Origin of the sequence: Streptomyces kurssanovii (genome assembly GCF_040677245.1) — a bacterium.
In the GTDB taxonomy this organism is placed as follows: domain Bacteria; phylum Actinomycetota; class Actinomycetes; order Streptomycetales; family Streptomycetaceae; genus Streptomyces; species Streptomyces kurssanovii.
On record NZ_JBFAQK010000051.1, the window covers coordinates 1 to 24,654 of the forward strand.

At 68.0% G+C, this 24,654-nt stretch carries 19 protein-coding genes and 1 pseudogene; 10 read left to right on the forward strand and 10 right to left on the reverse strand.

The window, feature by feature from the left end; all coding sequences use genetic code 11:
• Window positions 1-204: 204 nt before the first annotated feature.
• Complete coding sequence (locus AB0K36_RS26830) at window positions 205-1,449, reverse strand: SGNH/GDSL hydrolase family protein (protein ID WP_364599243.1); 1,245 nt, start codon at window positions 1,447-1,449, stop codon at window positions 205-207.
• Between the two features lie 112 nt (window positions 1,450-1,561).
• Between AB0K36_RS26830 and AB0K36_RS26835 the strand changes: the two genes are divergently transcribed.
• Window positions 1,562-2,980, forward strand: coding sequence for a DUF445 domain-containing protein (locus AB0K36_RS26835; protein WP_364599246.1), 1,419 nt, complete (start codon window positions 1,562-1,564; stop codon window positions 2,978-2,980).
• A 292-nt stretch (window positions 2,981-3,272) separates the two neighbouring features.
• Here AB0K36_RS26835 and AB0K36_RS26840 read toward each other — a convergent pair whose 3' ends face one another.
• Both AB0K36_RS26840 and AB0K36_RS26845 read right to left on the reverse strand, forming a co-directional pair.
• Window positions 3,273-3,575 carry a hypothetical protein gene (locus AB0K36_RS26840; RefSeq protein ID WP_037774561.1) on the reverse strand — a complete coding sequence of 101 codons (303 nt, stop codon included), beginning with the start codon at window positions 3,573-3,575 and terminating at the stop codon, window positions 3,273-3,275.
• Window positions 3,576-3,774: 199 nt separating this feature from the next.
• Window positions 3,775-4,713 carry a CHRD domain-containing protein gene (locus tag AB0K36_RS26845; RefSeq protein ID WP_229834876.1) on the reverse strand — a complete coding sequence of 313 codons (939 nt, stop codon included), beginning with the start codon at window positions 4,711-4,713 and terminating at the stop codon, window positions 3,775-3,777.
• A 182-nt stretch (window positions 4,714-4,895) separates the two neighbouring features.
• On the opposite strand from AB0K36_RS26845, the gene AB0K36_RS26850 reads away from it, so the two are divergent.
• Window positions 4,896-5,510, forward strand: coding sequence for a COG4315 family predicted lipoprotein (locus AB0K36_RS26850; RefSeq protein ID WP_364599249.1), 615 nt, complete (start codon window positions 4,896-4,898; stop codon window positions 5,508-5,510).
• A gap of 97 nt (window positions 5,511-5,607) precedes the next feature.
• Here the strand turns inward: AB0K36_RS26850 and AB0K36_RS34750 are convergent, their stop codons facing one another.
• The 3 genes and pseudogenes from AB0K36_RS34750 to AB0K36_RS26860 form a co-directional block, all read right to left on the reverse strand.
• On the reverse strand, window positions 5,608-6,387 hold the full coding sequence (locus AB0K36_RS34750) for an alpha/beta fold hydrolase (protein ID WP_435877945.1): 780 nt from the start codon (window positions 6,385-6,387) through the stop codon (window positions 5,608-5,610).
• Window positions 6,388-6,483: 96 nt separating this feature from the next.
• Window positions 6,484-6,885: pseudogene (locus AB0K36_RS34755) on the reverse strand (YunG family protein); the annotation flags it as partial.
• Window positions 6,886-6,969: 84 nt separating this feature from the next.
• Window positions 6,970-8,265 carry a damage-control phosphatase ARMT1 family protein gene (locus AB0K36_RS26860; RefSeq protein ID WP_435877942.1) on the reverse strand — a complete coding sequence of 432 codons (1,296 nt, stop codon included), beginning with the start codon at window positions 8,263-8,265 and terminating at the stop codon, window positions 6,970-6,972.
• A 301-nt stretch (window positions 8,266-8,566) separates the two neighbouring features.
• Here AB0K36_RS26860 and AB0K36_RS26865 point away from each other — a divergent pair, with 301 nt between their 5' ends.
• The 3 genes from AB0K36_RS26865 (at window position 8,567) to AB0K36_RS26875 (ending at window position 12,518) form a co-directional block, all read left to right on the forward strand.
• A complete protein-coding gene (locus AB0K36_RS26865; RefSeq protein WP_364599257.1) occupies window positions 8,567-9,034 on the forward strand; it encodes a GNAT family N-acetyltransferase in 468 nt (155 codons plus the stop codon).
• A 536-nt stretch (window positions 9,035-9,570) separates the two neighbouring features.
• Window positions 9,571-10,770, forward strand: a complete 1,200-nt coding sequence (locus AB0K36_RS26870; protein WP_364599260.1) for an AAA family ATPase — start codon at window positions 9,571-9,573, stop codon at window positions 10,768-10,770.
• A gap of 17 nt (window positions 10,771-10,787) precedes the next feature.
• The gene (locus tag AB0K36_RS26875) at window positions 10,788-12,518 is read left to right on the forward strand and encodes a VWA domain-containing protein (RefSeq protein ID WP_364599263.1); all 1,731 of its coding nucleotides are present in this window, start codon (window positions 10,788-10,790) and stop codon (window positions 12,516-12,518) included.
• A gap of 267 nt (window positions 12,519-12,785) precedes the next feature.
• On the opposite strand, the gene AB0K36_RS26880 is transcribed toward AB0K36_RS26875, so the two are convergent.
• Complete coding sequence (locus tag AB0K36_RS26880; RefSeq protein ID WP_364599266.1) at window positions 12,786-13,601, reverse strand: helix-turn-helix domain-containing protein; 816 nt, start codon at window positions 13,599-13,601, stop codon at window positions 12,786-12,788.
• Between the two features lie 233 nt (window positions 13,602-13,834).
• Here AB0K36_RS26880 and AB0K36_RS26885 point away from each other — a divergent pair, with 233 nt between their 5' ends.
• The 5 genes from AB0K36_RS26885 to AB0K36_RS26905 all read left to right on the forward strand — a co-directional run bounded on the left by AB0K36_RS26885 (window position 13,835) and on the right by AB0K36_RS26905 (window position 20,238).
• Entirely contained in the window at window positions 13,835-14,515 is a 681-nt protein-coding gene (locus AB0K36_RS26885) for a KpnI family restriction enzyme N-terminal domain-containing protein (RefSeq protein WP_364599269.1), read from the forward strand.
• Between the two features lie 97 nt (window positions 14,516-14,612).
• The gene (locus tag AB0K36_RS26890) at window positions 14,613-16,034 is read left to right on the forward strand and encodes a transcriptional regulator (RefSeq protein WP_364599272.1); all 1,422 of its coding nucleotides are present in this window, start codon (window positions 14,613-14,615) and stop codon (window positions 16,032-16,034) included.
• On the forward strand, window positions 16,031-17,869 hold the full coding sequence (locus AB0K36_RS26895; protein WP_364599274.1) for a DEAD/DEAH box helicase: 1,839 nt from the start codon (window positions 16,031-16,033) through the stop codon (window positions 17,867-17,869). The genes AB0K36_RS26890 and AB0K36_RS26895 overlap by 4 nt, the downstream gene beginning before the upstream one ends.
• Complete coding sequence (locus AB0K36_RS26900) at window positions 17,856-18,617, forward strand: protein NO VEIN domain-containing protein (RefSeq protein WP_364599277.1); 762 nt, start codon at window positions 17,856-17,858, stop codon at window positions 18,615-18,617. Before AB0K36_RS26895 ends, AB0K36_RS26900 begins: the two co-directional genes overlap by 14 nt.
• Before the next feature lie 337 nt (window positions 18,618-18,954).
• Window positions 18,955-20,238, forward strand: a complete 1,284-nt coding sequence (locus AB0K36_RS26905) for a DNA cytosine methyltransferase (RefSeq protein ID WP_364599280.1) — start codon at window positions 18,955-18,957, stop codon at window positions 20,236-20,238.
• Here AB0K36_RS26905 and AB0K36_RS26910 read toward each other — a convergent pair.
• Genes AB0K36_RS26910 through AB0K36_RS26920 form a run of 3 tightly spaced genes read right to left on the reverse strand, consistent with a single transcriptional unit; the run spans window position 20,167 to window position 24,650 of the window.
• Window positions 20,167-20,631 carry a very short patch repair endonuclease gene (locus AB0K36_RS26910; RefSeq protein ID WP_364599283.1) on the reverse strand — a complete coding sequence of 155 codons (465 nt, stop codon included), beginning with the start codon at window positions 20,629-20,631 and terminating at the stop codon, window positions 20,167-20,169. The genes AB0K36_RS26905 and AB0K36_RS26910 overlap by 72 nt on opposite strands.
• A gap of 31 nt (window positions 20,632-20,662) precedes the next feature.
• Window positions 20,663-21,625, reverse strand: a complete 963-nt coding sequence (locus AB0K36_RS26915; RefSeq protein ID WP_364599286.1) for a NaeI family type II restriction endonuclease — start codon at window positions 21,623-21,625, stop codon at window positions 20,663-20,665.
• A gap of 46 nt (window positions 21,626-21,671) precedes the next feature.
• Entirely contained in the window at window positions 21,672-24,650 is a 2,979-nt protein-coding gene (locus AB0K36_RS26920) for a Z1 domain-containing protein (protein WP_364599289.1), read from the reverse strand.
• Window positions 24,651-24,654: the final 4 nt, after the last annotated feature.

Sequence of the window (24,654 nt, forward strand, 5' to 3'; positions counted from 1 at the left end):
TTCCCCACCCCGCCCCTTCCCGTTACCGGGGGCTCCGCCCCCGGACCCCCGCGCCTCAATCGCCGGCGGGGCTGACAAAGTCAGCCCGCCCGGCGTTTGAGGGCACCGCGCGAAGCGCGGTACGGGGTCCGGGGCCTGCCCCGGTTTCGGGAAGGGGCGGGTAGGGGAACAGCCCCGCGCAGCGGCCACCCGCCCCCGCTTCCGCTACAGCGTCGACAGATCCACCGCGCGCCCCATCCGCGCGTACCCCGCGTCGCTCGGATGCAGATGGTCCCCCGAGTCGTACATCGGCCGCAGCCTCCGCGGCGCGTACGGATCACGCAGCGCCCGGTCGAAGTCGACGAACGCGTCGAAGACGCCGCCCGTGCGGATCGCCGTGTTGATCTTCAGGCGTTCGGCGTCCGCCGCGGGCGTGCAGCGCGGGTGGCCGCCGCAGGGCGCCAGCGTGGAGCCGATCACGCGCCATCCGCGGGCGTGGGCGCGGTCGGCCAGCTCCGTCAGGCCCGCGGTCACATCGACGGCGGTCGGGGCGTGGGGTGCGCGCAGTACGTCGTTGATGCCGATGGCGACGATCACGGTACGGCCGCCGGGCCGAGCCAGCACGTCGCGGTCGAAGCGCTCCAAGGTGCTGGGGCCGCGCCCGTACTCGAGGAGCCGGTTGCCGCTGATGCCCTGGTTGAGGACGCCGTAGCGGCCGCCGAGCCGGTCGGCGAGCACGTCGGGCCAGCGGTTGTCGTGGTCCGGGGTCGCGGTGACGCCGTCGGTGATCGAGTCGCCGACGGCGGCGATCGCGCCCCGCGCCTGGGCGGTCAGCACGTCGACGGCGGTGATGTGGTGCCAGGAGCGGATCCGCGTCGTGAACGCGTCGCCGCTCTCGTCCTGCGCGAGGTCGCCGTCCGCCAGGTAGGACGTCTGGACGGCGTGCGGGTGGGTGGTGACCGGGCCGCCGGGCGCCGGGGTGTGCACCGAGATCAGCAGGTCGCCGTCGTAGGGGATCCGCAGCACGACGGGGTCGCTGACGATCTGCCCGCCCGGGCCGACCGTCGCCTCCCGCGCCCCGCCGAAGGTGATCCGGCGCAGGGTGCCGGCCACTGCGGCGGCTCCGTCGCCGGCGCGTACCGCGAGGGACGCGCCGGTGATCAGCAGCGGCTGTGTGCCGTAGAGGTTGGAGAAGGTGACGCGGGCGGCGGTGCCGCCGATGCTGGTGTGCACGACGTTCCGTACGGAACGGCCCGCGCGGCCGCTCGGCCCGCCGACGGCCGAGGTGACCGGCGCGGCGGAGACGGGGCTCGCGGACCAGGTACCGATCCACACCGGCGTCGCGGACGGAGGCGTACGGACCTCCGGGCCCTTCTTGACGGCGCCGACACCGAGGTAGATACCGCCGCATATGAGGGCGATCGTGGCCATGAGGGCAGCGAGGTTCACATACCCCTGACGCTTGTTCATGGACACATCATCCGGCATGGCCCGGGAACTCGATGTGCCGCCCGGGAGTACCTGATGTAGGGACGAGTGGTAGGGACATTGCGTGCGGACGCAGCGCGGACGGGTGGAGCGGATGGAACGTACAGAACCGGATGAGCCGGGCGGCCCCGACCGGGCCGTGCGGGGCGGAGCCGTGAGAGGCGGCGGCATGCCCGGCGGTGGTCCGGACGGTGGCGCCGGGGACCCCGGCCGGCCGAAGGGCGGGGTCGCGGCGTCGACGGCGCTGCCCGCTTTCGCGTACACCGAGGCCGACGAGGAGAAGCGGCGCGGTGTACGGCGGATGAAGGCGACCGCGACCGGCCTGCTGCTGGGCGTCGCGCTCGTGTTCGTCCTCGCCACCTGGGCGAAGAACGCGGGCCTCGGCGGCTGGGCCGGTTACGTCGCGGCCGCCGCGGAGGCCGGCATGGTCGGCGCGCTCGCCGACTGGTTCGCCGTCACGGCCCTCTTCCGGCATCCCCTCGGCATCCCGATCCCGCACACCGCGATCATCCCGAACAAGAAGGACCAGCTCGGCGCCTCGCTCGGCTCGTTCGTCGGCGAGAACTTCCTCTCCTCCGACGTCGTGCGGGTCCGGCTCCGGGCCGTCGGCATCGGCAGCCGGCTCGGCGCGTGGCTGGCCCAGCCCGCCCACGCCGACCGGGTCACCGCCGAGCTGTCCACCGCCCTGCGCGGCGCGCTGACCGTGCTGCGCGACTCCGACGTGCAGGCGGTCGTCGGCGAGGCGATCACCCGCCGCGCGGAGGCGGTCGAGATCGCGCCCGGCATAGGGAAGACCCTCCAGAAGGTCGTCGCCGACGGCGCGCACCACCGTGCCGTCGACCTGATCTGCACCCGTGCGCACGACTGGCTGGTCTTCCACTCCGACTCGGTGATGGACGCCGTGGAGGGCGGGGCCCCGGGATGGACCCCGCGCTTCGTGGACAAGAAGATCGGCGAGCGCGTCTACAAGGAGCTGCTGCGCTTCGTCACCGAGATGCGCGACATGCCCGGCCATCCCGCGCGCGGTGCGATCGACCGGTTCCTGGGGGACTTCGCGGCCGACCTCCAGTCGGACACGGACACCCGTGCGCGCGTCGAGCGCATGAAGTCCGAGCTGCTGGCGCGCTCGGAGGTGCAGGACGTGATCGCGTCGGTCTGGGCCTCCGTACGCGCGATGATCATCTCTGCGGCCGAGGACGACCGCAGCGAGCTGCGCCTGCGGGCCCGCGCGTCGCTGCTGTCCCTGGGCTCGCGCCTGGCGACGGACAGCCGGCTCCAGGCGAAGGTGGACGGCTGGGTGGAGGACGCCGCGGTGTACGTGGTGACCACGTACCGGGGCGAGATCACGTCGCTCATCTCGGACACCGTCGCCAGCTGGGACGCGGAGCACACCTCCCGCAAGATCGAGGCGCACATCGGCCGCGACCTGCAATTCATCCGCATCAACGGCACGGTGGTCGGCGCGCTGGCCGGTCTGATCATCTACACCGTGGCGCACGCGTTGGGCGCGTGACCGGTCCCTGCCCGACGGTCACGCGCCCAACGCCTCTTGGGGAGGTACAGATGAATACGCGCGGGGGGCGGCGGGTGTTCAGTCCGGGCCGCACCTTGTCGGGAACCCGCCCCGTTCGCCCGTGCCGGAGCCCGTGCCGGAGCCCGTGCCGGAGCCCGTGGCGGGACACCGCCCGGGCTCGTTACTGCCGTGCCCGGGCGGCCGCTCGGGTTCGTCCCCGCCGTGCTCGGGACGGCGCCCGCGCTCGTTCCCGCCGTAGCCGGGACGCCGCCCGCGCTCGTCCCCGTACTGGTCAGCTGCTGCGCCGGGTGACCGTCCATGAGGCAAGCGCCACCCCGGCGGCCACCGTGAACACTGCGGGCCAGGCGCCGACCTTCTTGGCGAGCGGGTGCGACCCGGCGAACGCGGCGACGTACGCGGCGCTCAGCCCGGCCGCCGCTTTCGGCCCGGCGTCCTGGTGCCACTGCCGGGCGGCCACGGCCCCGGCCGCAGCGAGGGCGACCCCGCCGAGGGGACGCTTCCTGGTCCAGCGGGCGACTCCGTACCCGCCGACGAGTCCGCCTGCCGCCACCGCCGCTGCGGGAACCCTGGCCATTGCTGCCGCCTCTCGCGTTTTCGCTGTCGTCGTGCCGACGTGGGGCCCGTGCCGACAGGGTCGTCGGCCGTCGGTCGGGCGTCGTCGGGGAAGCCGTGCCGTTGTGCGTCGACCGTCGCCGTCGCCGTCGTGCCGTTCAGGTCGTTCGGTCGTGCCGGCGTGCACCGGCCTGCCGTTCCGAGCCTAGAACGTCCTCGTCCTAGTGGAAGAGCTGACCCCGGACCGCGCCGTCCGGGAACTCCTCCGTGTGGATGTTGGAGTAGAAGCCCCACGGATTGTCACGGATCTCCTTGACCAGTCCGGCGTGCTGGTCGTGCAGCCGGCCGGAGACGGCGAACAGGCCCTCCGGTACCGGCTTGTCGAAGAAGCCCAGCACCACGTCGCCGTTCTTGCCGAAGTCGCCCTTGTGGATGTGGGCGGCGGCGGGCGCCTTGATGTCGGCCCAGGCGAGCGAGAAGTCGACGGTCGTTCCCTTGGGGTGCAGGAACGTCACCGCTTTCCCGTCACGGTCGTTGACCTTCGTCGCGTCGTTGTTGGCGACCTCCTGGGCGCCGTTGGCCAGGGCGCGCAGCTTGCCGCCCTTGATGATGTGGAGCGGGTTGATGTTCTCGTGGAGCTGCTTCAGCTGGCCGCGCACGGCTCCGCCGGGGAACTCCTCGCTGTGCAGGTTCATGTAGAAGCCGGAGGGATGCTCGATCAGGCTCTTGGCGAGCGCGGCGTCGGTGAGGGTCGTGTGCCCCGCGGCCGAGTGCAGCGAATCGGGCATCGCGGTGCCGAACAGCGGCACCTTCACATCGCCGTTCTGCCCGGCGGCGCCCTGGTGGATGTGGCCCTGGCTCGGCACGAAGCCCTGCCACTGCATCGCGAAGACCACCCGGTCGCCCTTCACCTGCATCAGGGCGACGGCCTTCCCGTCGGGGTCGTTCACGGCCGCCCCGCTCGCGTCGGGGACCTCGTGCGCGCCGGTCATGACGACGGCGAAGGTGACGGCCTTGCCGTGGCTGGGTTTCGTGAACGTGGCAGCGGTCTGCGTGCTGCTCCGCCCCCCTCCGTGGCTGTCGTGCGCGACGGCTGGGACGACACCGGCCACGGCCAGCACGAGGGCGGCGGCCGGCACGGCGAGAGTGCGCTTGTGCATTGCGGATGAACCTCTCATTCTGGGCCGACCGGTCGTGGTCGGTCGGGGTCTTGTACGCGTCGCCCGGGCGGCCCGTTCAAATGAGGAATCCGCTGAATCCGATTGAACAGCAGGTCAGTTGAGGCCGTACCACCCGCCGTACGCACAGCTGTTCACCCACCCGGAAGCCGAGGGACATCACCATGCGCAGCACCCGGAACCATGGCCGCACCAAGGCCCTGATCGCAGCCCCGCTGATGGCACTGGCGCTGCTCACCGTGACCGCGTGCGAGGACTCCGGCGGCTCGGGCTCGTCGTACGGAGCGGGTGCGGCAGGGCCGTCGGCGGACCAGCCGCAGCCGAAGTCCCCGGCGGGCTCCCCGGCGGAGGCACCGGAAGGGGAGCAGCCCGCAGCCGACGGCTCCGCGGACACGGCAGCGCCGAAGCAGCCGCCCGCCCCCTCCATCTCGATCAGGACCGCGGAGTCGGACCTCGGCACGATCCTTGTCGACGACCAGGGCCGCACCCTGTACGGATTCACCAAGGACAAGCCGGGCCAGGCCAACTGCGATTCGGACTGCATCGCGGTCTGGCCTGCGCTGATCTCCGCCAAGGACGTGACGGCCGGCGAGGGCACGGACGCTTCGCTGCTGAAGGAGATCAAGCTGGGCGCGGGCGCTGAGCAGGCGGTCTACGGCGACTGGCCGCTGTACTACTACGTGGGCGACGTGACGGCCGGCGACGTGAACGGCCAGGGCCTGGACGGCGAGTGGTTCGTGGTCGCGGCGGACGGCAAGCTCATCAAGTCGGAGGCGTGACGGCCGGGTCCTTTGCCCCGGCCCGCTGCCCCCCGCCCGTTGCTCCGGCACGCTGCCCCCCGACCCCTTGCCCCGGCCCGTTGCCCCCCGGCGTTGCCTACGGCAGCCGCGCCAGGAACTCCCGCACGGCCGTGGCGAAGTCCGCCGGAGCCGTGTCGTGGACGGTGTGACCGGTGGGGAGCGACACGAGCCGGGTGTGCTTGCGGTGGGCGGTCATGGCTGCCGCCTGCTCCGCGCCGAGCACATCGCTGTGCGTGCCGTGGACGAGCAGCGTGGGACAGTCGCTCGCCAGCCAGTCGTCCCAGTGGTCGCCCCGGACCTGTCCGTGCGAGGTGACCATGTCCTGCGGTTCGAAGGCGAGGCCCCAGCCGTCCGGGTGCTCCCGTATCGCGTCCGCCAGGTAGCGGACGGAGTCCCCGAGCGCCTCGACCAGGGCCGCGCGTGTCGGCGCCCGGCGCGGCCAGGACAGGCAGAACGACAGGTCGTCCGCCACGACCGCGCCTACGTCCTCGATGACGAGCGCGCGCACCAGATGCGGGTGGCGGGCAGCGAGCTGGTACGCGTTGACCCCGCCGAGCGAGTGCCCGAGCACCACGACCCCGTCCAGCCCGAGGTGTTCGAGGAGCGCCGCCGCGTCCCGCACGTAGCCGTCCCGGTCGTACCCGGGTGTGCGGTCCGACCGGCCGTGGCCGCGCTGGTCCAGGGCGATGACCCGCCAGTCGGGGGCGAGCGCGGCGGCGAGCGCGGTGAACGTACGGCCTTCGCAGAAGTGGCCGTGCAGGGCGAGCAGCGGCCGGCCAGGCCCGCCGAAGTCCAGGTACGACAGCCGGTGCCCGCCGGCGTCGAACGCCCGGCGTTCGGGCTCGCGGGCGTCGATGGTCCGGGGGTCCGGCCCGCCTGGCCCGCCCGTGGCGACCGGTCGGCGGTCCGGCTCACTCGTCCCGGGGGCCGCGCGCCCCGCCTCGTCCACCGACGGCTCCGGGAGGAGATCGGGCAGCCGGGCGGCGACCCGGTCGCGCAGCAACTCGTACTCCTCCCACCGCCGCCGTGTCCGGCCCGCGGGCCGCTGGACGGTCCGACCGGCCGTGACCGTCTGACCCACGCGGAACTGCTCGCGTGTGAGATCCACCTCGAAGCCGCCGGGCAGCCGGTTCCACCAGTGGAAGCCCTGCGGTTCACCCGCCAGGTGGACCTCGCCGACCACGAGCTCCCCTCCCAGTAGGTCGTGCACGACGAGGGCCGTTATGTCGCAGTGCCCCCACGCCGGGTTGTCGGCGCTCCACCCGGCGCGCTCGAGATCGTCGGGGGAGCAGGTGTCGGCCGCCCAGGAGGCGCGAAGCGCGTTCTCGATGCCCGTCAGGGTGTGCGGTGTCATGCGATGCAGGATGCCGCAGGGCACTGACAATGCCCGGGGGAAGGTGGTCAGTTGCCGAGCCGTCGCCGAGACGTCGCTGAGCCCTCAGCGGGACCGGGCGTCCACCTGCACCAACGCATGGGTGCCGCTGGTCCGCCACGCCTCCCCGCTCGCTTCGAGCGCGGCCAGGACGTCGCGGTCCAGGCCGGTGATCACGTCCGACTTCAGGGTGCGCAGCGCCGCGACCGGGCCCGGCCAGTACGCGGTCCGCTCCGCGAAGGGTGTGGTCGGGGGCCACAGTTGGTCACCGACGAGGCGGCGGTAGTTCAGGTCGCCCTTGAGGACGGTCACGGTGGCGGCCGCGAACTGCTCCCGGAGAGCGTCGGGCATCGCGCTGTACGGGAACGGGGCGCAGAAGAACTCGTGCGCGCGGACCGTCAGCCGTCCGGCGGCCGTCGCGGCCCACAGACGCCGGCCGATCTCCGCGGCGTAACCCGCCGCGGGCGCGTGGGTGAGCCGGCGCAGGCTGTCGATGACGTCCGACATGGTCGCGTCGGAGATGTAGTACGGGTGCGGCTTCACATGAAGGACCACGTCCGCGGCCCGCTCCGAGTGCAGCAGGTGGTCGACGAGGACGAGGTCGGGAATGAGCTCCCGGCCCGCGTTGTCCGCGACGAGGTGGACGGTCGCCGCGCCTCCGGTCGGCAGAAGGGCCCACAGCCGCGCACTCTCGTCGGTGACGAGCCGCGAGTCCGAGCCGGCGGCCGTCGACTCGTGGGCGCCGCCGGAGTCGATACGGAAGCCGAGGTCGGCGCGGTTGCCCCACAGGGACCCGGCGAGCAGCGCGGGAGCCTGGACGTCGGCGGGCTGCCCGGCCAGTTCGTCCAGGGCGGCGAGCTCCTCGTCGACCAGCTTGCCGGCCAGTTCGGCGGCCTTGAAGGGGCCGAAGGGGTCGATGCCCTGCCAGGGGCCGGGAGTGAAGTGGCCGAGGGCGCCGAGGAGTTTGCGGTAGAAGTAGCTCTCGGCCCACAGGAACGGCACGTCGAACCAGGACCGGCCGAAGTACCCCTGCCCCCACGCGGCCCACCGCTCACGGTCGTGCGCGTCGGCGCCGAGCGGCCCGATCACGCCTTCGGTGGCCTCGGCGAGCAGAGCGTCGAGGGCGGCGTGCTGCGCGGGCGCGAGGGGGAACGCGTCGCGCACCTGCTGGATCAGCACCGGGTGGCGTTCGGCCAGGACGGCCCAGGGGAACGAGCCGGGTTCGCTGCTCGTGATCACGGGGCTGGAAGGCTGCGTGGAGGCGCCAGGTGCTTCAGGTGTGTCGGGTACTTCAGGTGTGACGGGTGCGTCGGCTGCGTCAGGTGTGTCGGCTGCGTCGGGCGCGTCGTCGTGGGCGGGCATCAGGTCTCACGTACTCCTCGGTCGTCGCGGGCCCGGCCGGGACCGGTGCGGGCGGGCCGCTGTGGGCCCCGGTGGGTTCGCCCGGTGCGGCCGGCACCTTGCCGTATCGCATCCCGGCACGGGCCGACCGTACCCGCCGGGCGCGCGGACACCACGCGCCCGGGCCCGTGGCTGGGTGTCAGCCACGGGGCCTTCACTCTTGGCGCCCGCTGATCGACGGATCCACGACCGTCCTCTTCGGGCCCCGCGTCTGCCAGCAATGCATACGGGGGATCGGCGTGGGCCGTGCCAGACTTCCCGGATGGAGATCAGGACGGCACAGAAGGACGACTTCGAGGGCTACTTGGGCCTCGCGGCGCAGGTGGAGGACTGGTTCGGCCCGATGGTCGACGACCCGGGCTTCCACCAGGCGGTGACCGAGCACATCGGCCGGTCGACCGCGCTCGTCGCCACCGCCGGCGGCCCGGACCTGCTCGGCGGTCTTCTGTTCGGCCCGAGCCACCCGGCGCACCACGTCCACTGGCTCGTGGTCTCGGCACAGGCCCGGGGCCGGGGCGTCGGAAAGGCGCTGATGGCGGACGCCATGAGCCGCTTCGTACGCAGCGGCCCGGCCACCATCGAGGTCGTCACCTTCGGCCCCGACCACCCCGGGGCCGTCACCAGCGGCGCCCGCGTCTTCTACGAACGCCTGGGCTTCACACCGGCCGAGGCCACGGAACCAGGCCCGGAGGGCGGGTCACGGCAGATCTACCGGATGACCGTGGTCTGATCGCTCTCCCGGTGCCGGCGCCTGGTGCTCGCCGAGCTGGAAAGCGTCGGCCAGCAGCACGCCGGCCGGGGGGCAACGCCTGCCCGAGGGAGCCGCGCCACAGCTCGGGGTCGGGACGATCCGCCGCCGATCATTCGCCCACGTCGACCGCGACAGGGAGCGAGCACGGTCTCCTCGTCGGTCAGCAGGGCGGTGATCGTGGTCAGGTCGGAGCGCGTCGCGGTACGGAAGATCATGGCGGGAACATGGCAAGCGCGAGAGTGGTTCGAGCGGACCGGAGTCCGTCGCGGGGGACGGTCTCCTGTGCGACGCACTTCTCGGAAAGGGCGACCCACCCTGCCCGAGAACGTATTTTGAGAACCGATCGGAGAGCGGTGGGGCAGCGCGGCATGCTTTCTCTCGCTCCGCCGAAGGACCGCTGCTGAGAACGGGCCGGCGTGATCGCCGTCACCCTCGGCTGCTCGTCACTTCGTCGTAGCTTCGGAGGGAGCGGCCGCCCGTCGGCAGACAGGGCGTCGCAGGCAGGGGAGTGGGACATGGGCGCACCGGACGCGCAGGACACGGCCGAGCGGCTGCGCGCGATCAGTGACGAGCTGTCGGACCGTTTCTACGAGCGCGACGACGTGGTGCGGACGCTGGTGGTGACGCTGCTGGCCGGCCAGCACTCGTTGGTGCTCGGCCCACCCGGAACGGCGAAGTCCGAGTTGGCCCGGGAGCTCACGAGCAGGATCGACGGGGCGGCCTACTGGGAGATCCTCCTGTCGAAGTTCACCGCGCCGACGAGGATGTTCGGTCCCATCGACGTCGCCGCGCTGGCCCGGGGCGAGTACCGCCAGGTCTACGACGGCCGCGCAACGACCGCGCACGTCGCGTTCATCGACGAGATCTTCAAGTGCTCCACGGCGGCGCTGAACGAGACGCTGGGCTACCTCAACGAGCGGATCTACCACCCCGAGAGCGGTGGCGAACCGATCCACTGCCCCCTGATCGGGGCCATCACGGCGAGCAACGAACTGCCCGGCGGAGAGGACACGGCCGCGATCTACGACCGGCTGCTGGTGCGGATCGAGGTCGGCTACCTGGCAGACCCCTCGAACTTCGCCGCGCTCGTCCGCTCCGCCGTCAGCCGCCCGGCCGCGCCGACACGGACCACGGTCGAGCTGGCCGCGCTCCAGCACGCCGTGACCGGAGCCGTCCCGGCCGTGGACGTCCCCGACATGATCGTGGACGCGGTGTGCACGCTGCGCGCCGCCCTGCGCCGCAAGGAGCTCGTCGCCTCCGACCGCCGCTGGCGACAGGCGGTGCGCCTGCTCCAGGCGTCCGCCTACCTCGACGGCCGCCCGGCGGTCGCCGAGACCGACCTGTCGGTGCTGACCCATGTGCTGTGGGACTCTCCCGCCGAACGCCCGACCGTCGAACGCGAGGTGCTGCAACTGGTCAACCCCGACGCCAAGGAGGCGCTCGACCTGGCCGACACCATCGAGGAACTGGAGGCCCAGCTCGACGCCATGGTCGGGCAGTCCCGCGAGGCGCTGAGCGAGTGGGTCATCAAGAAGGCCCACAACAAGCTCGCCATGGCGGGGAAGCGGCTGGAGAAGCTGCGCGAGGAGGCGGCGGGCGCCGGGCGTTCCACCGCCGCGATCGACCGGGTCACCGGCCGCCAGCGCGCCCTGCGCGCACGCGTTCTCACCGAGGCCCTCGGCGTGGACGCGAGCATGGTGCAGGCGCAGCTCTGAACACCGGGAACAGGACCATGGACGAGCCGGCGGGCAGGCTGGGCGAGCCGGGTGGGGCGGGCGAGGCACCGGGCAGGCCGGCGGAGACCCCGGGCGGGGCGGGCGAGGCACCGGGCAGGCCGGGGGAGACAGGCGATGCACCGGGCAGGCTGGGCGAGCTCGCGAGCCTGGCCGGGAAGTGGCTGGGTCTGTCCGCCGCCGCCCGCGAGCGGCACACCTCGGCCGTGGTCGCGGACCGGTTCGACCGGATCACCTGGCGCGACACCTACGAGCAGTCGGCCGGACTGCGCGACCTGGCCGAGGAGCTCGACGAGCGCGACGACCACACTACCGACCTCCTGGCCGACGCGTTCCTGGCCGCCTACAAGGTCGGCCCGCGGTTGCGCGAGCGCGCGGCGATGGACCCGTCCCGGCTGGTCAACCACCAGGTCGTCGCCGCGCTCATGGAGTCACCGGAGTTCGCCGAGCTGCGCCGGGAGACGGTCGGCGACCCCTATGCCGCCGCCATGGCCGTGCTCGCCCAGGCCGCCGCGCTGCGCCGGATGCTGGAGCGCTCGCGAGGCGCCCAGGAGCAGGCCGAGCAGTCGAAGAAGGCCGAGCAAGACACCGAAGACGCGGCGACCGCCGTGGGTGAGGCGCTCCGGCAGGCCGCCGAGGAGGCCGACGAGGACGGCACCGTGCCGGCCCCGGCCGCTGTCGCCGTACACCAGGCGATCGACGCTGCCCAGGCCGCAGAGACCGCGGCGCGGCGGGCCGCCCAAGGGGCCGCGCAGGCCCTCGCCGCGGCGACGCCCGGTGTCAGTGCGGTCGCGCGGACCGCGGTGGCGAAGGCCGCCGAGGCCGTGCGGGAGGAGGCCGCGCTGATGCGGGCATGGGGCGTGGGTCCCGGCGAGCTGGAGCGGCTGCCGTTCGACCAGCGCGCCCGGCTCGCCGAGCGGCTGCGCACCGGCCGTCTCGCCCAGTGGGCCGAACTGATCGGCCGCTTCCGGCAGATGGCCGTCGGCGAACGCGCCCGCAAGGTGGAGAACACCGCCGGCGAACTGGTCGGCGTCACGCTCGGCAACGACCTCTCCCGCGTCATCCCCTCCGAGCTGGCCAACCTCGGCCTGCCCGAGCTGCGTGCGGTGTTCGCCGCGCGCTACGCCGCCGGGGAGCTGATGCTCTACGACAGCCAGGGAGAACAGAGCACCGGCCGGGGCGCGATCATCGCGTGCGTGGACACGTCGCACTCCATGTACGTGGAGGGACCCGGCGGAGTCACCCGGGAGGCGTGGGCCAAGGCATGCGCGCTGGCGCTGCTGGACCAGGCCCGCCATGGGGGGCGTGACTTCGTCGGCATCCTGTTCTCCTCCGCCGACAAGATCCAGGTCTTCCGGTTCCCGGCCGACCGGCCAGCCGACATCGGCGGTGTCCTCGACTTCGCGGAGACCTTCCTCGGCGGCGGCACCAGCTACCAGACGCCGCTGTCAGCGGCGAGTGACCTGCTGGGTGAGGAGTTCAACGACGCCGCCCGCACGCGTGGCGACATCGTGATGATCACCGACGACGAATGCGGCGTCACCGAGGATTGGATGCGCGGCTGGAACGACGCCAAGCACCGGCTGGGCTTCCGAGTCTTCGGCATGGCCATCGGCGCCCCGCGTGCCGCCGAGGCCGGCTCGGTCCTGGAGGCGCTGTGCGACAACCTCCGCTCCATCGAGGACCTGACGGACGTCCACGCGGCGGCGGATCTGTTCCGGGTGATCTGACCGGGTTTCCTTCGGCTGTGCTGGTGCTGACTGCCGGTCAGCACCGCGAAGCCGGCTGTACACGTAGCGGACAGTCGGATCGCGGCGCAGCACCCGGAAACCAATCCCCTTCGGAAGAGGAGCCATGCGCCCGACGCCCGCGCCTTCTTACCCGTGGTCGGACCGGCGGTCTGTGGGTGGATGCAGCCGCAGAGTTCCGCGTCAGGGTACGCGGACTGCTACAGCCCCGCACTGACAGGGACAGGCCCCCGCCGGCGCTGCTAGCTGCTATGCCTCAGCGGACCGGGCTGCGGACAGTATGACGCCGAGTTCCTCGTACTGACGGTGATCATGAAGCGCGGCAGCGATGTTCAACACGGCATTGTTGTCGCGGGTTGCAGCAGCGGACTTCAACAAGGATTCAACGGCTTGCTCGATGCCCGACTGCTTCCAGGCGATGACGACTTCTGGGAACGCGCTGCTGGACAGCCGGGTAGCCGTATGCGAGATCAGCACCAGAGCGTCCCAGTGGCGCCCAGCCTCATAGTGGTGCCGGATGTCCGCCGCATACAACCAGTGATCGTCAGGACCGCGAAGGCCAGTGGAAGACCGAGTCGTAGAAGGTGAAGGGCGCCGGTCCCCCCGCCTTAGAGGGACCGGCACCCCGATACCTGCCACCTGTCCGTCGGAGTGGAACGGGTGGACGCTGCTGGCTGCCGGCTCCGCACCCGGCAGGGAGCGCCCCGCTTCTCCATGAGCTGCGGCGCTGAGACTTGCGAAGTGCGGCCCGTTTGCTGCTCGAGCGTACTCACGCAGGGCGACCAACGAACTGAGCTCGTGGGGGATGCTGTCTCCGTTGAGCCGCACGTCGTCCTGAATGACCTTGTAGAGGGCCTCCAGCTTGTCAGCTTCCGGCACCCGCTTGCCGTTCAGGTAGCCGGAGAAGGTGCTTTCAGACACGCCAGCCAGACGTGCGATGTCACCTTGGCTCAGCGATGTGGAGTCCTTGACTTCACGGAGAGCGCTGACGAAGAACCTGATCGCTGGTGGCCGCTCCGCTGGAAGCTCCTTCCAGCGTTGGGTTCTTCGAGTGCGAGTGGCCACAGATTCCCTCCCGGCAAGTGACAGTCAACGGTCGCGCCGTTCCTCAGTGTGATTGTTAACGACCGCTCAGCCAGCGAGAAGGACTTTCTGGACGCTGTGATCTACGCGAGCCCCCTCGAAAGTCTCTGAGCACTGGATTCCGAGGCAGGCTGGCATGACGCTGGAGGGGCTCCCGGTTTCGTCGGATGACGCCGTTGCCGGGCAACCAGAGGATCCGGAGTCGAGGGGGCTCGATGTCGTTGCCTGACTGGCAGGACAAGACGCTTGGCACGATGAAGCGGGCAGCACTGTGGCTGATCGCTGTTGTAGGTGAGGGCAACACCTTCACGAAGGAAGACGTCAAGAAGGCATTCCCGGGTGTCAGCCAGGCTGACCGCCGCGTGCGGGACCTGCGGGACTTCGGCTGGCAGATCGACACTCATCGTGATGACGCGTCGCTTGGCCAGCATGAGCAGCGCTTCAAGAAGAAGGGCGAGCCGGTCTGGGAACCTGGAAAGGGAAGCCGGCCCGGGACGAAGGTCACTCACACCCGGCGACGTGAAGTGCTGTCGAGCGATGGTCACTTCTGCCGGTCATGTGGCATCACTCCGGGCGAGTCCTACGAGGGGACGTACGACGCGGCGCAGTTGGATATAGCGCGTCGCAGTGTGCAGCAGCCGGATGGCAGCGAACACGTGGAACTCGTGGCGGAGTGCAACCGCTGCCGGGTCGGGGGCGTGGGCCGGGCGGCCGATCTCAACGCGATTCTCGGTGCCATTCAGTCGCTCGGAGGCCTGGAGCGCCAGGCCCTTGCCGGCTGGGTCAGCGCCGACAAGCGTGAGTTCAGTGCCGTGGAACGTCTTTGGGCGGACTACCGGACTCTCCCGTCGGAGTCGAGGGCCAAGGTCCGGCAGGTCTTGGGCCTTGCCGGCTGAGACAGCCAGCCAGCATGAGGGAGCTGCGGAGGCCTGCCGTGAAGGCAGGTCTCCGCAGGGCACACAGCCCATTTTGTGAGCAGTAGGAGTGGATTCCATGAGCAAGGACTTCGGCCATCCGCCGCTGGCAGAACAGAACCGGACACTGGTTCTGGAGCGGCTGAAGGAGGTCAGCGAAGGCGTCGGAGTGCGGGAGACGCTGACTGTTGAATGGCGTACGCAGCCCCGGCACGTCGAGGTCATCGACATGCCAGTTGATTCTCTCTACTACAACCCGAGCACCCACCGGATCCGGGCCCAGCGCAGTCATGACCCTGGCCGTGACCGCCTGCTCGACAGCGATCCTTGGTGCGGCGCGGGGCAGGACTACCTGCACTTCCTGCTGATGGCCCTGCCGGCGGACCCGAACAAGCCGGATCCTGACTTCGAGAAGCTGATGGAGAGCCTGCGCGACTTCAAGCAGAATGAGCCTGGGCTCATCACTCGCGAGGGCATTCTGGTCAACGGGAATACTCGTCGCGCCGCGCTCAAAGAGCTCGGAGTGACCCACATGCGTGTGGGCGTGCTGCCGGACTCATGCAACTGGGACGACATCAACGCAGTAGAGCTCTCTCTGCAGCTGCGTCCAGACCGCCGACGGGACTATTCGTACATCAACCGGCTTCTGGCGATCGAAGAACAGGTCAAACGGGGCCGGTCAGTCCACGACATCGCCAAGGACTTTCATGTCCGGCCTGCGACCTGCGAGCAGGATCTGTGGATCCTGGGCTGCTTTCAGGAGCTCATCGAACGGTCGAAAGATGGTGACGCACAGCTGCGGCTGCTGGATTTCGAACAGCAGCAAGAGAAGCTGAGAGAGCTGCACCGCCGGTACGTCAAGGAGACAGCGGTCAACAGAGACAGCGCCGAGCTGTTGAAGGAGCTGCGCCTGGCGGCGATCGCCGCGGACTTCTCGAAGACTGACGTCCGTCTCATCGAACCCGACTTCAAGACCCGGTACCTCGACCAGCGACTGCCTGATTCGCTCAAGAGTTCTGCCGGCACGGCAGCTGTGCCGGGTGTAGCGATTCCTGGTCTCAACCGGTCCGTCCGGGCCGCTGCGCCGGTCGTCGCTGAGGCCAGAGCATTGACTGATGCCGTGCTCAAGGCGAAGGCGGTCCTCGGTAAGGAAGACGGCCAGCTTTCAGAGCGGGGGACGGCAGCAACCAAGGTCTTCGAATCCGCCCGAAGCGCGATAGAGGACGCTCTTGAGCCTGCTGGCAAGGACGCCCGCGTACGCAAGCGCAAGCAGGCTGCGCCCGATCGGATCTCGGATGCCTGCCAGGACATCGAGCAGTGTGTGACTGACCTTGTCCTCGCCCGGGCGTCGAAGAGTCTCGACGAGGAGGCTTTTGACGAGGCCGTCGTGAAGCTTCGCACGGTCCTCGCCAAGTTGGCTCACGAAACCGCCCGGACCATCAAGGCGCCAGGTGATGGTGTGGTGTGGCTGCTCGACGCTGCTCAGCAGGAGGGAGCGTGACCGCGGCAGAGCCGTCACTAGAGATCGCTTTTGACGTCACCCGGACGCGCGCAGTTCTGCGCGCAGCGCCCGGACTTGAAGCCGATCTGACCCGGCTGGCTTCTCGCTTCCCGGCCGGTGGCAGCCGGACTCCTTTGTCAGTTGAAGTCGAGCTCGACGACCTGTTGACCGGCTTGGACGCTCTGGCGAACTGGCCGCATCAGGGTCCTGGGGACGTCACCTGGGAAGAAGCACTCGCCGCGCTTGTCGGCGGCGTTCTTGACGACGCGGACACCGCGGAGCAGCGTCTGCGGACATCTGACCAGACGCATTCCGTTGTCCCGGACTCGCTGGCAGACCGGCTGGGCCCGGACTGGCTCGCTGACCTTACGGACTTTCAGCGGCGTGACATCGCGCAGTTGCTCTCCATGCAGCATGGGGCCAATTTCTCAGTGCCGGGCGCCGGCAAGACCCGTGTGGGACTGGCGGTCTACTCAGCAATGCGAGCGCGGGGTGATGTCCGCCGCCTGCTCGTTGTCAGTCCCAAGTCCGCTTATGAGTCATGGCTCTACGAGAGCACGGTCTGCTTCCGAGAGCCGCCGGTTGCGCGTGTCCTGGAGATGGGACAGGGCCCTGTTGCAGGAACAGAGATTCTGCTCGTCAACTACGAACGGCTGGACAAGTCGCTCACAGCCCTGGCTGCGTGGCTGTCTGCTGCTCCGTCGATGATCATCCTAGACGAGGCGCACCGTATGAAACTCGGTGCCCAGGGTATTTACGGGAGCGCTTGCATGGCGCTCGGCCCTCTGAGCCGCCGACGTCTGATCCTCAGCGGCACACCAGCACCCAACGGAGCCCGGGACCTTGAGAACCTGCTCTCTTTCGTCTGGCCCGGACACGGGCGGCGTGTGGTGACGCAGGCTGTGGCAGGAGGTGATCTGGCTCATGCCAGTACGGTGCTGCGTCCGCTGTTCACGCGTACGACGAAGAAGGAGCTCGGGCTGCCGCCGTTTACGACCCGCATCCGCTATGTGGAGATGCCGCCGATCCACAGGGAGGTGTATGACGCGCTGATCGGCCAGTACAGCGCTCGCGCTGAAGCAGGGCGCGATAGTTTTGACGCCTTGGGCAAGGCCATGCTGCGACTGCTCATGGCAGCCACCAGCCCAGCACTGCTGTTGGAAGGGGAGAGCCGGTATTCACCACTGGCCTACCTTGTCCCACCCCTTGAAGTGCCACAGACGGATTCGCTATACGCCTTGATGCGGCGACTGCCCAGCTATGAGTTCTCGCCCAAATACAAGGAAGCGCTGAGCATCGTGGCGGAGAATGCAGCGAAGGGAAGGAAAACTATTGTATGGAGTACTTTTGTCAGGAGTCTGACGACTATGGAGGAGCTCTTCTCCGCCTACCAGCCGGCACTCGTCCATGGGAGCACCAAAGACCGGGAGAGCCAGATCAAACGCTTCCGCGAAGATCCGGACTGTTATGTCCTCCTCTCCAACCCTGCCACCTTGGGTGAAGGAATCAGTCTCCATCATGAGTGCAACGACGCAGTTTATGTCGACCGCGACTTCACGGCTGGGCGCTTCCTGCAAAGCCTTGACCGCATACACAGGCTGGGTCTTGCTCCGGATAAGGAGACGCGGGTGACTGTGCTTGCCTCGGAGGCTTCTATTGACGAAGTCGTCGCCTTGCGCCTCCAAGAGAAGCTCGAATTCATGGGCAGAATCCTGGATGACCCTTCGGTGCAGCAGCTTGCCGATCTTGAAGAAGAGCCGTCTCTTGCGGGAGGCATGGACATGGTGGACGTTCAGGCCTTGCTCGCACACTTGGGTACCCGTGATCACGTCTGAGGGTGCGGGCCGCGCGGCAGTGCGATGGCTTGAACTGCTGCCCGTGGCCGAAATCGCTCGCCTGCGCAGCCTTTTCACCAATCATCCCGATTACTCAGACCTCACTCCAGTCCAGTACGCGGATGGCCTGCTGTGGCTCCAGCGCTGCGGGCTTGTCACGGCCGATGGCCAGCCTGAAGTGAGCTTGAGCATGCATGAAAATCCCCCGGGCGGGGCTGCGGAGAGCTGGCGGTGGAGTAAGGAGGCTGAGTTGGCCCGTCGGCGGACGGGGGCAGCGGGGGAGCGGGCACTCTATGGGCTCCTGTGGGATGCGGGGGCGCATGAGGTCAGGCACGTCTCGACGGTTTCTGACACTTACGGATACGACATAGAAGTGGAGTGGCCTGGCGGAGAGCGCATGCATATCGAGGTAAAGACGACAACTGATCCGACCCGGTTGGTGCTTCACCTCACCCGGCATGAGTACGAGGTGATGTGCTCTGACGCCGAGTGGCTCCTTGCCGCCGTCCTGCTGGGGGCCAGAGACCAGGCGCTGACTGTGGCAACGGTGAGCCGGCAGTGGCTGACGGCATCCGCGCCTGTTGACAGGGACGGCGGTTCGCGATGGGAGTCAGTCCGCATGCGTGTGCCGACACATGCCATCGTTCCAGGTGTCCCCAACACCAAAGCCATGTCAGTTGCTTGCCGGGGCGACGCATTTCTGCCTGCGTGGGGAATGGAGCTCGACGTGTCGGCGCGGCCGGTGTGACATGCGGAGAGGCAGGCGGCGAGAATCAGGCACTTCGGAGTGACGAGTATCACTCCGGACGGCGCTGGCGACGGCCGGTGAGTCTGCAGCCGTCACCGGTCCATGGGGCTGCCGAGGCCTCTTGGCTCAGGGGTAAGTTGTGGGGGTGCAGTAGTCACGTCAGCCGGCTGAGCCTGGTGGACGGGCTCGGAGTCTGACGTACGAAGGCGTAGAGCGGGTTCTGGCCGGCTCTTGTCAGTGGTGGGTGCGACACTTGCGTACCGGTAGACCATCTCAGTGCGTACTACTCCATCTCACCCCCGCATGCCCGCAGTACAGCCCTATCAGGAGGCGCCCAATGAGCCCCAGCGGCAAGCCGCTGACCTCGATCGAGATCTGCGCGGGCGCAGGAGGGCAGGCGATCGGTCTCCACCAAGCAGGCTTCAAACACCTTGCTCTCGTCGAGATCGACCCGCACGCCGTCGAGACGCTGAAGCTGAACATCAGCAATCAGAGCGACTGGCGCTGGGAAAACGAGAATTGCGATGTTATTTCCGGAGATGTTCGGAAGTATGACCCGGCCGGTTCTGTGAAGAAGGCTCAACGATTCCTGGATGATTCGGGTGTGAAGACCCTTATGCCCGGCTTTCTCGACTTGCTGGCCGGTGGCGTTCCATGCCCACCCTTCTCGCATGCGGGGAAGCAGCTGGGGAGAGATGATGATCGTGATCTTTTCCCCGACATGATCCACTTGGTGGAAAAGTTGCGGCCTAAAGCAGTCATGATTGAGAACGTCCGTGGCATCATGGACGTCAAGTTCGACGAGTATCGCAAATGGATTATTGACGAGATCTCGTCTGTCGGCGTCAAGAGCGGAAGCAGTGCAGAGGCTGGGCCGGGCTACAAGGTGGTGCACTGGGACGTTTTGGAGGCGAGCGACTTCGGGGTTCCCCAGCTGCGTCCTCGGGCGATTCTGGTTGCTTTTCGTCGGGATATCTATGATGGCCCTGAAATTAAGATTGACACGCTGACGCAGCAAAACCACGTCACGGTGCTTGATGCTCTCAAAAAGACCATGGATGATCGGTACCGCCCATGGCTGAGCGGCGATCGCGGCTGGGAAGCTTGGAGTTCCTACCGCCGGTGGTATCAAAAGGCGCGGCTGCGCGCTAAGGCCAAGAAGGACGGGAGTGCCGGCATCGCGCCCACCCTGGTCGGCGGATCGAAGAAGCATGGCGGGGCGGACCTGGGGCCCAGCCGCGCTAAAGCCGCCTGGAAAGAACTCGGAGTCTGTGGTCTCGGCGTGGCCAACGACCCCAAGGACCTGGAGAAGAAGCGCAGCGAAGACCGGGACCTGTTCGGCGCTGACGGTCCGATGCTGACCGTTCAGCAAGCGGCGATCATCCAGGGCTTCCCCGAAAAATGGATCTTCGAAGGCGGGAAGACGGCGCAGTACCGTCAGGTCGGCAACGCATTCCCGCCGCCCGTTGCGGCAGCGGTCGGGCGGAAGATCGCGGCCGTCATCCGGGCGGCTGAGGAGTCCCAGGCCAAGAGCCCGGGCCGGACGGAATCAGGAGACGGTGCCGTTCCCGCACCGGCGTTCTCTGACCGTCGTAGCGATCTGGCGGGCGCAGCTGTCTGAGTCTTCGTGCTCCCAGAACCGGAGGACCAGCCAGCCGGCCTCTCTCAGCTGCTGGTCTGTGTCGCGGTCGCGGCTCATGTTTCTGAGAACCTTGTCTGACCAGTAGCCGGAGTTTGTCTTCGGGGGGACGTAGTGCTGGGGGCAGCCATGCCAGTAGCAGCCGTCAATGAACACCGCTACTTTCGCGGGGCGGAAGACCATGTCAGCTGTCCTGCGAAGGCGCGGCAGGGGTCTTGCCGCCACCCGGTAGCGCAAGCCGCTGGCGTGGACCAGCTGCCGGATGAGGAGCTCGGGCTGGGTGTCCCTGCTCCGGATCGCCTGCATATTCCTCCGCCTCGCGGCGGAGGAAGCCCAGGTCCCCTCAGGTGGTACCCAGTTCGATGTGGTGTCCATGGGTTCTGAAGTCTGGTGATTCTCTCTGCGGTTACTGTGCATCTGGCAGTCGGGGGGCTTCCTGTGGCGGGTCGGCAGCAGTCGCAACCACCCAGCGTTCCCCCTCTAGCTCAACGTGGCAGTCCGTATGATGGTACGGGCGTCTGCGTGCCACCCGGAAAGCTACAAATTCACCCTTTTCTGGAACGGGACCTCCCAGCGCTGCAGCGACAGCCTGGTGCGACTTGTAGTCACCGAGGATGATGATGCCTTCCTTTCTGAGTTTAGGGCGTGCCCGCCCCGGGTCGCCCTCCCGGACCCTGGCCATGTAGTCATGCTGCTGGCCGGCCGTCCGGACTACGCCGCGGCCGATCCGGCGACCATGTACCAAGCGGAACAGTTGGTTTACGCGCTGCTGTCCCTTGCGTGGCCCTTTGATTAAGATCTTCTCTCTCGTTGCCGGGTCCAAATGAAGCAGTAGATTTTCAGGAAGAGCCGCATTCTGCCATACCCATTCAATTTGCGAACGAGCACTAGCTTTGATGGTCGTCTTGAGGTCACGATTTTCCCCGCCATTTAGCAGGTCTCGGCGGATCCTCAAGAGTCCTGCGCTCCAGCGGCTCTGCTGATCGTCAGCCCAGACCAGCAGGCAGATATGGCCCGTCGCTTCCGGGGGGATCATCCACTGGCCGAACGTCTGTGAATATTTGCAGTCAACTTCGACGCCGGCTATCCGGTAGTCCATCAGGGTGCCGTCATCGAAATTGAATTCGCGGTGAAGGTTGATTTCAACCATCGAGCCAGCATGCGTCTTCTCGGTCTGGCGGAGCTGGGACCATGCGTAGCGTCCGGTCACCTCGCCGTTGAGCAGCTGGTCGAATGTGTCGCGCAATACTCGGCCGAACCGCTGCCCGTCCGGATCCTGCCGGAGCAGGTGGTCCTTGACTGCCAGAAGCTCACTGTGCTGTGCGGCTGTGGTGACGTTGACTGCAGCAGAGTGATCTTTCGAGAACAAGGCGGCCTTTCGGTAGTTCCGGAGAGGAAGGGCGGCGGTCTGGTCGTTACTGAGCTTCGACGATAGCCCTCGTCGCGGCTGAGGAGTCGGCAGCGCGGAAGCGAACGTAGGGTACTGGGCTGGTGTTAGGGGGTGTGGAGGGGATGAAGGAAGCAGCCAGAACGACCTTGCCGGGATCGATGCGCCCGTCTGAGACGAGGCTGGAGGGACTCCCAAGGTCCGGGTCGGCAATTGCATAGAGCAGGACCGCGCCACGACGCGGCTGATGAAAGACGGTGGCATACGGATCGTCCTCGCTCAGGCCCCTTAGTCCCGCGATCCGCTCGGCGGACTGGCGATGAGCTACTCCAGAGATGCGGTTGAAGGCCCCTCGGGCGTTGCGTCGCCGCTGGACGAGAGTGAGTGGTGAGGAACCAAGAATGGTGGCGGCGACGCTGCTGGGTCCGGACGTCTGCGGAGCGATAACAACCCAGTCGTCAGTTCCGCAGCCGAAGGTGCTTGAATCGCTGAGGTATTGCAGGTGGGGGGACAGAAGGCCCGGCCGGGCCCAATTTAGAGCGCCGAGAGTTGTCAGCAGTTGGGTATGGCTGATGACCGCCGTCTTCGCTGGGTAGCGGGTGTAACCACCTCGGTCCTCCCCGTCGAGATGCACGAAGACCATAGGATCGTCGCCCAGCGCAGCCAGGACAGGTTGCCAGGCCTTAGAATTATGGCGGAGTTCTGGCGCATTTACGGGGTAGGCGGTGGGCTCCACCCACTGGCCCGGCGAGCGGATTTCCACTAGCTCTGCGTTGAACATTTTGCTGCGGCCGCTTGGCTTGATCCATGGGAGGTGCTGCGAGACCAAAGGCGGGATCTGGGCCGGGGTAACCTGCGGTCGGCCGTCCACCAGGGCGGAATACCGGACAAGCTGTGCACGGAAGAGTTCTTCGTCCTGGCAGATGGCCTCGAACGCTTCGTAGAGATCAACCGTTCTGGTCTTCGTGAGCGGCTCCTCCCGCCCGATGTAGAGCCTGACCAAGTCGCGGTAGCCCGGGCGGAACCCGAACCAGCGGCCCATCTGCATCAGGGTGTCGGCCTGCTGGGTGGTGCGGCGGTAGTACGTCGTTGTCAGGCCTTCGATGGTGAAGCCCCGGGAGAGCTTGGTGCCGCCCACGAGGATCTTCCAGACGTGCGGCGTGCGGTCGAAGTCCAGATCCAGTTGCTCGAAGTACTTGTCGGAATTCCCGTTGACGATGACCACGGGGTTGCCGCCCGAGCCGATGCGCTGGCGTGCTCCGCTGACGTAGGGACGCAGCGCTGCATACGACTCCGGGACAGGCAGACCGTCGGCACGGGCCGTGCTAACGGGTGCGAAGTCCGTCTGCCACAGTGCTTCGAGCCGCTCATGGCCGGCGACAGAGGCGTATCCCGCCTGGTGCCACATGGTGTTGATACGCAGGGCGAGGTCCGCGTGGTCGTCGACCTTCACGGACTCGTGCACCAGCATCGTGTGGTGACGGAAGGGACCATCGGGAACACCATGGTCGGCGCGGAAGAGCTTGAGCGCCCCGGACAGAACGAAGGAATCCATGGCCTCAAGCAGGCGGTCATCCATGTCCGGTCCGATTCCCCGGACGTGTGCCTTCTCCTGAGAATTGGCGTAAGTGCGCTCTTCGTAAGGGATGGCGGAGTCCAGGTCGTGGAAGTCCTGGACTCCCATGTATCCGGCGGGGCGCGGGAGCGAGATGAGGAAGTCAGACGGGAAGATGTCCTCTGAGTCGCCTGGGTCGACGAAGACGTTGGCGAAGGGCGTCGCGGTGTAGCCCACGTACTGCGCACGCGGGAGGAGCCCGAGGAGCTGGGATATCAGGGCGTTGATCGCTGTGCGCTCGGTACGGCCCTGCTCCCACTTCTTAGGGTTCGACGTGTTGACGGAAGCCTGGTCGGACTCATCGTCGATGATCAGAACCGGCAGCTCGCCGAGAAGGCCGTGGATCTGCTTGAGGTCCTTCACCAGCTTGGTGAGAACCGACTTGTTCTTCTTCACCACGACCATGCGGGCGGCCGTGCGGTGAAGGTTCACGGGGTCGTGGAGTGGCCGCGTCGGCTCGCGCTTGTCGTACTCGAGCGCCCTGATGCCCTGAGCGAGGCTCTTGTAGTCGTTGTCCCGGGTGGTGAGCCGTTCGATGTCGAACGCTCCAAGCGTGGACGGGCGCCCACCGTGGCGTATGAAGTGCGGCCAGTCGTTGTCGTCGTCGCCGACGTAGTCGATGCCCACAAGGGAGTCGACATCACCGGGATCGGCCCCCCGGAGGATGTTCTCCTGGCCGATCAGTTCCATATCGAGACGCCTCTGCGTCTGAGCACGCAGCAAGTTGAGGGTTCCCGCGAGAACGATGACAAGCCGGTAACCCGCGTCGATGGCCTTGGCTGTCACACCGGTGAAGTTGGCCGTCTTTCCGGACTGGACGTAACCGACGACAAGCCCCTTGGTCTGGCGGGCTTCCGGCTGCTCGGGGTCCGCGAGGCGCTCGACCACTGCCCGGCTGGCCTCGTCCAGACTCGCGATCGCCGCGTCCGACCAGCCCTTGTCCCAGAGCTTGCGCTCATAGGCGGACCAGTAGAACGTGCGTGCCGCGGCTTTCTCGGGCGTGTACCAGGGGGTGAACTCCCGTGTGATGACAGTGGCCGGAGGGATCTCCGGCACCGGCACGACGGCATCCAGCGCCTTGCGGAGGTCCGTGCTGAGCCTGAGCAGGTCGTACGCGGTCGCTCGGCGCTCCTCGGTGCGCGGTGCCGCGTTCGGAGCCCACTCCGGAGCCTCAGCGAAGTCCCACGAGGTGAGCGTGCGGCTCCAGAGCGACTTGAGCGCTTCGGCGCCCGCGTCTGAGCCCATCAGCCGGGCCCGGAAGTTTTCCTCGGTCAGGTCCGCGTCCGGATCGTCCTCGTCAGCGACGAGCGCCGCCCACTTCCCGAACGGCCGAGGGCCGTCCTGCATCGCGGCCAGCGCGGAAGTATGGATCTTCAGGAGCGTGTCTGGCACGGGA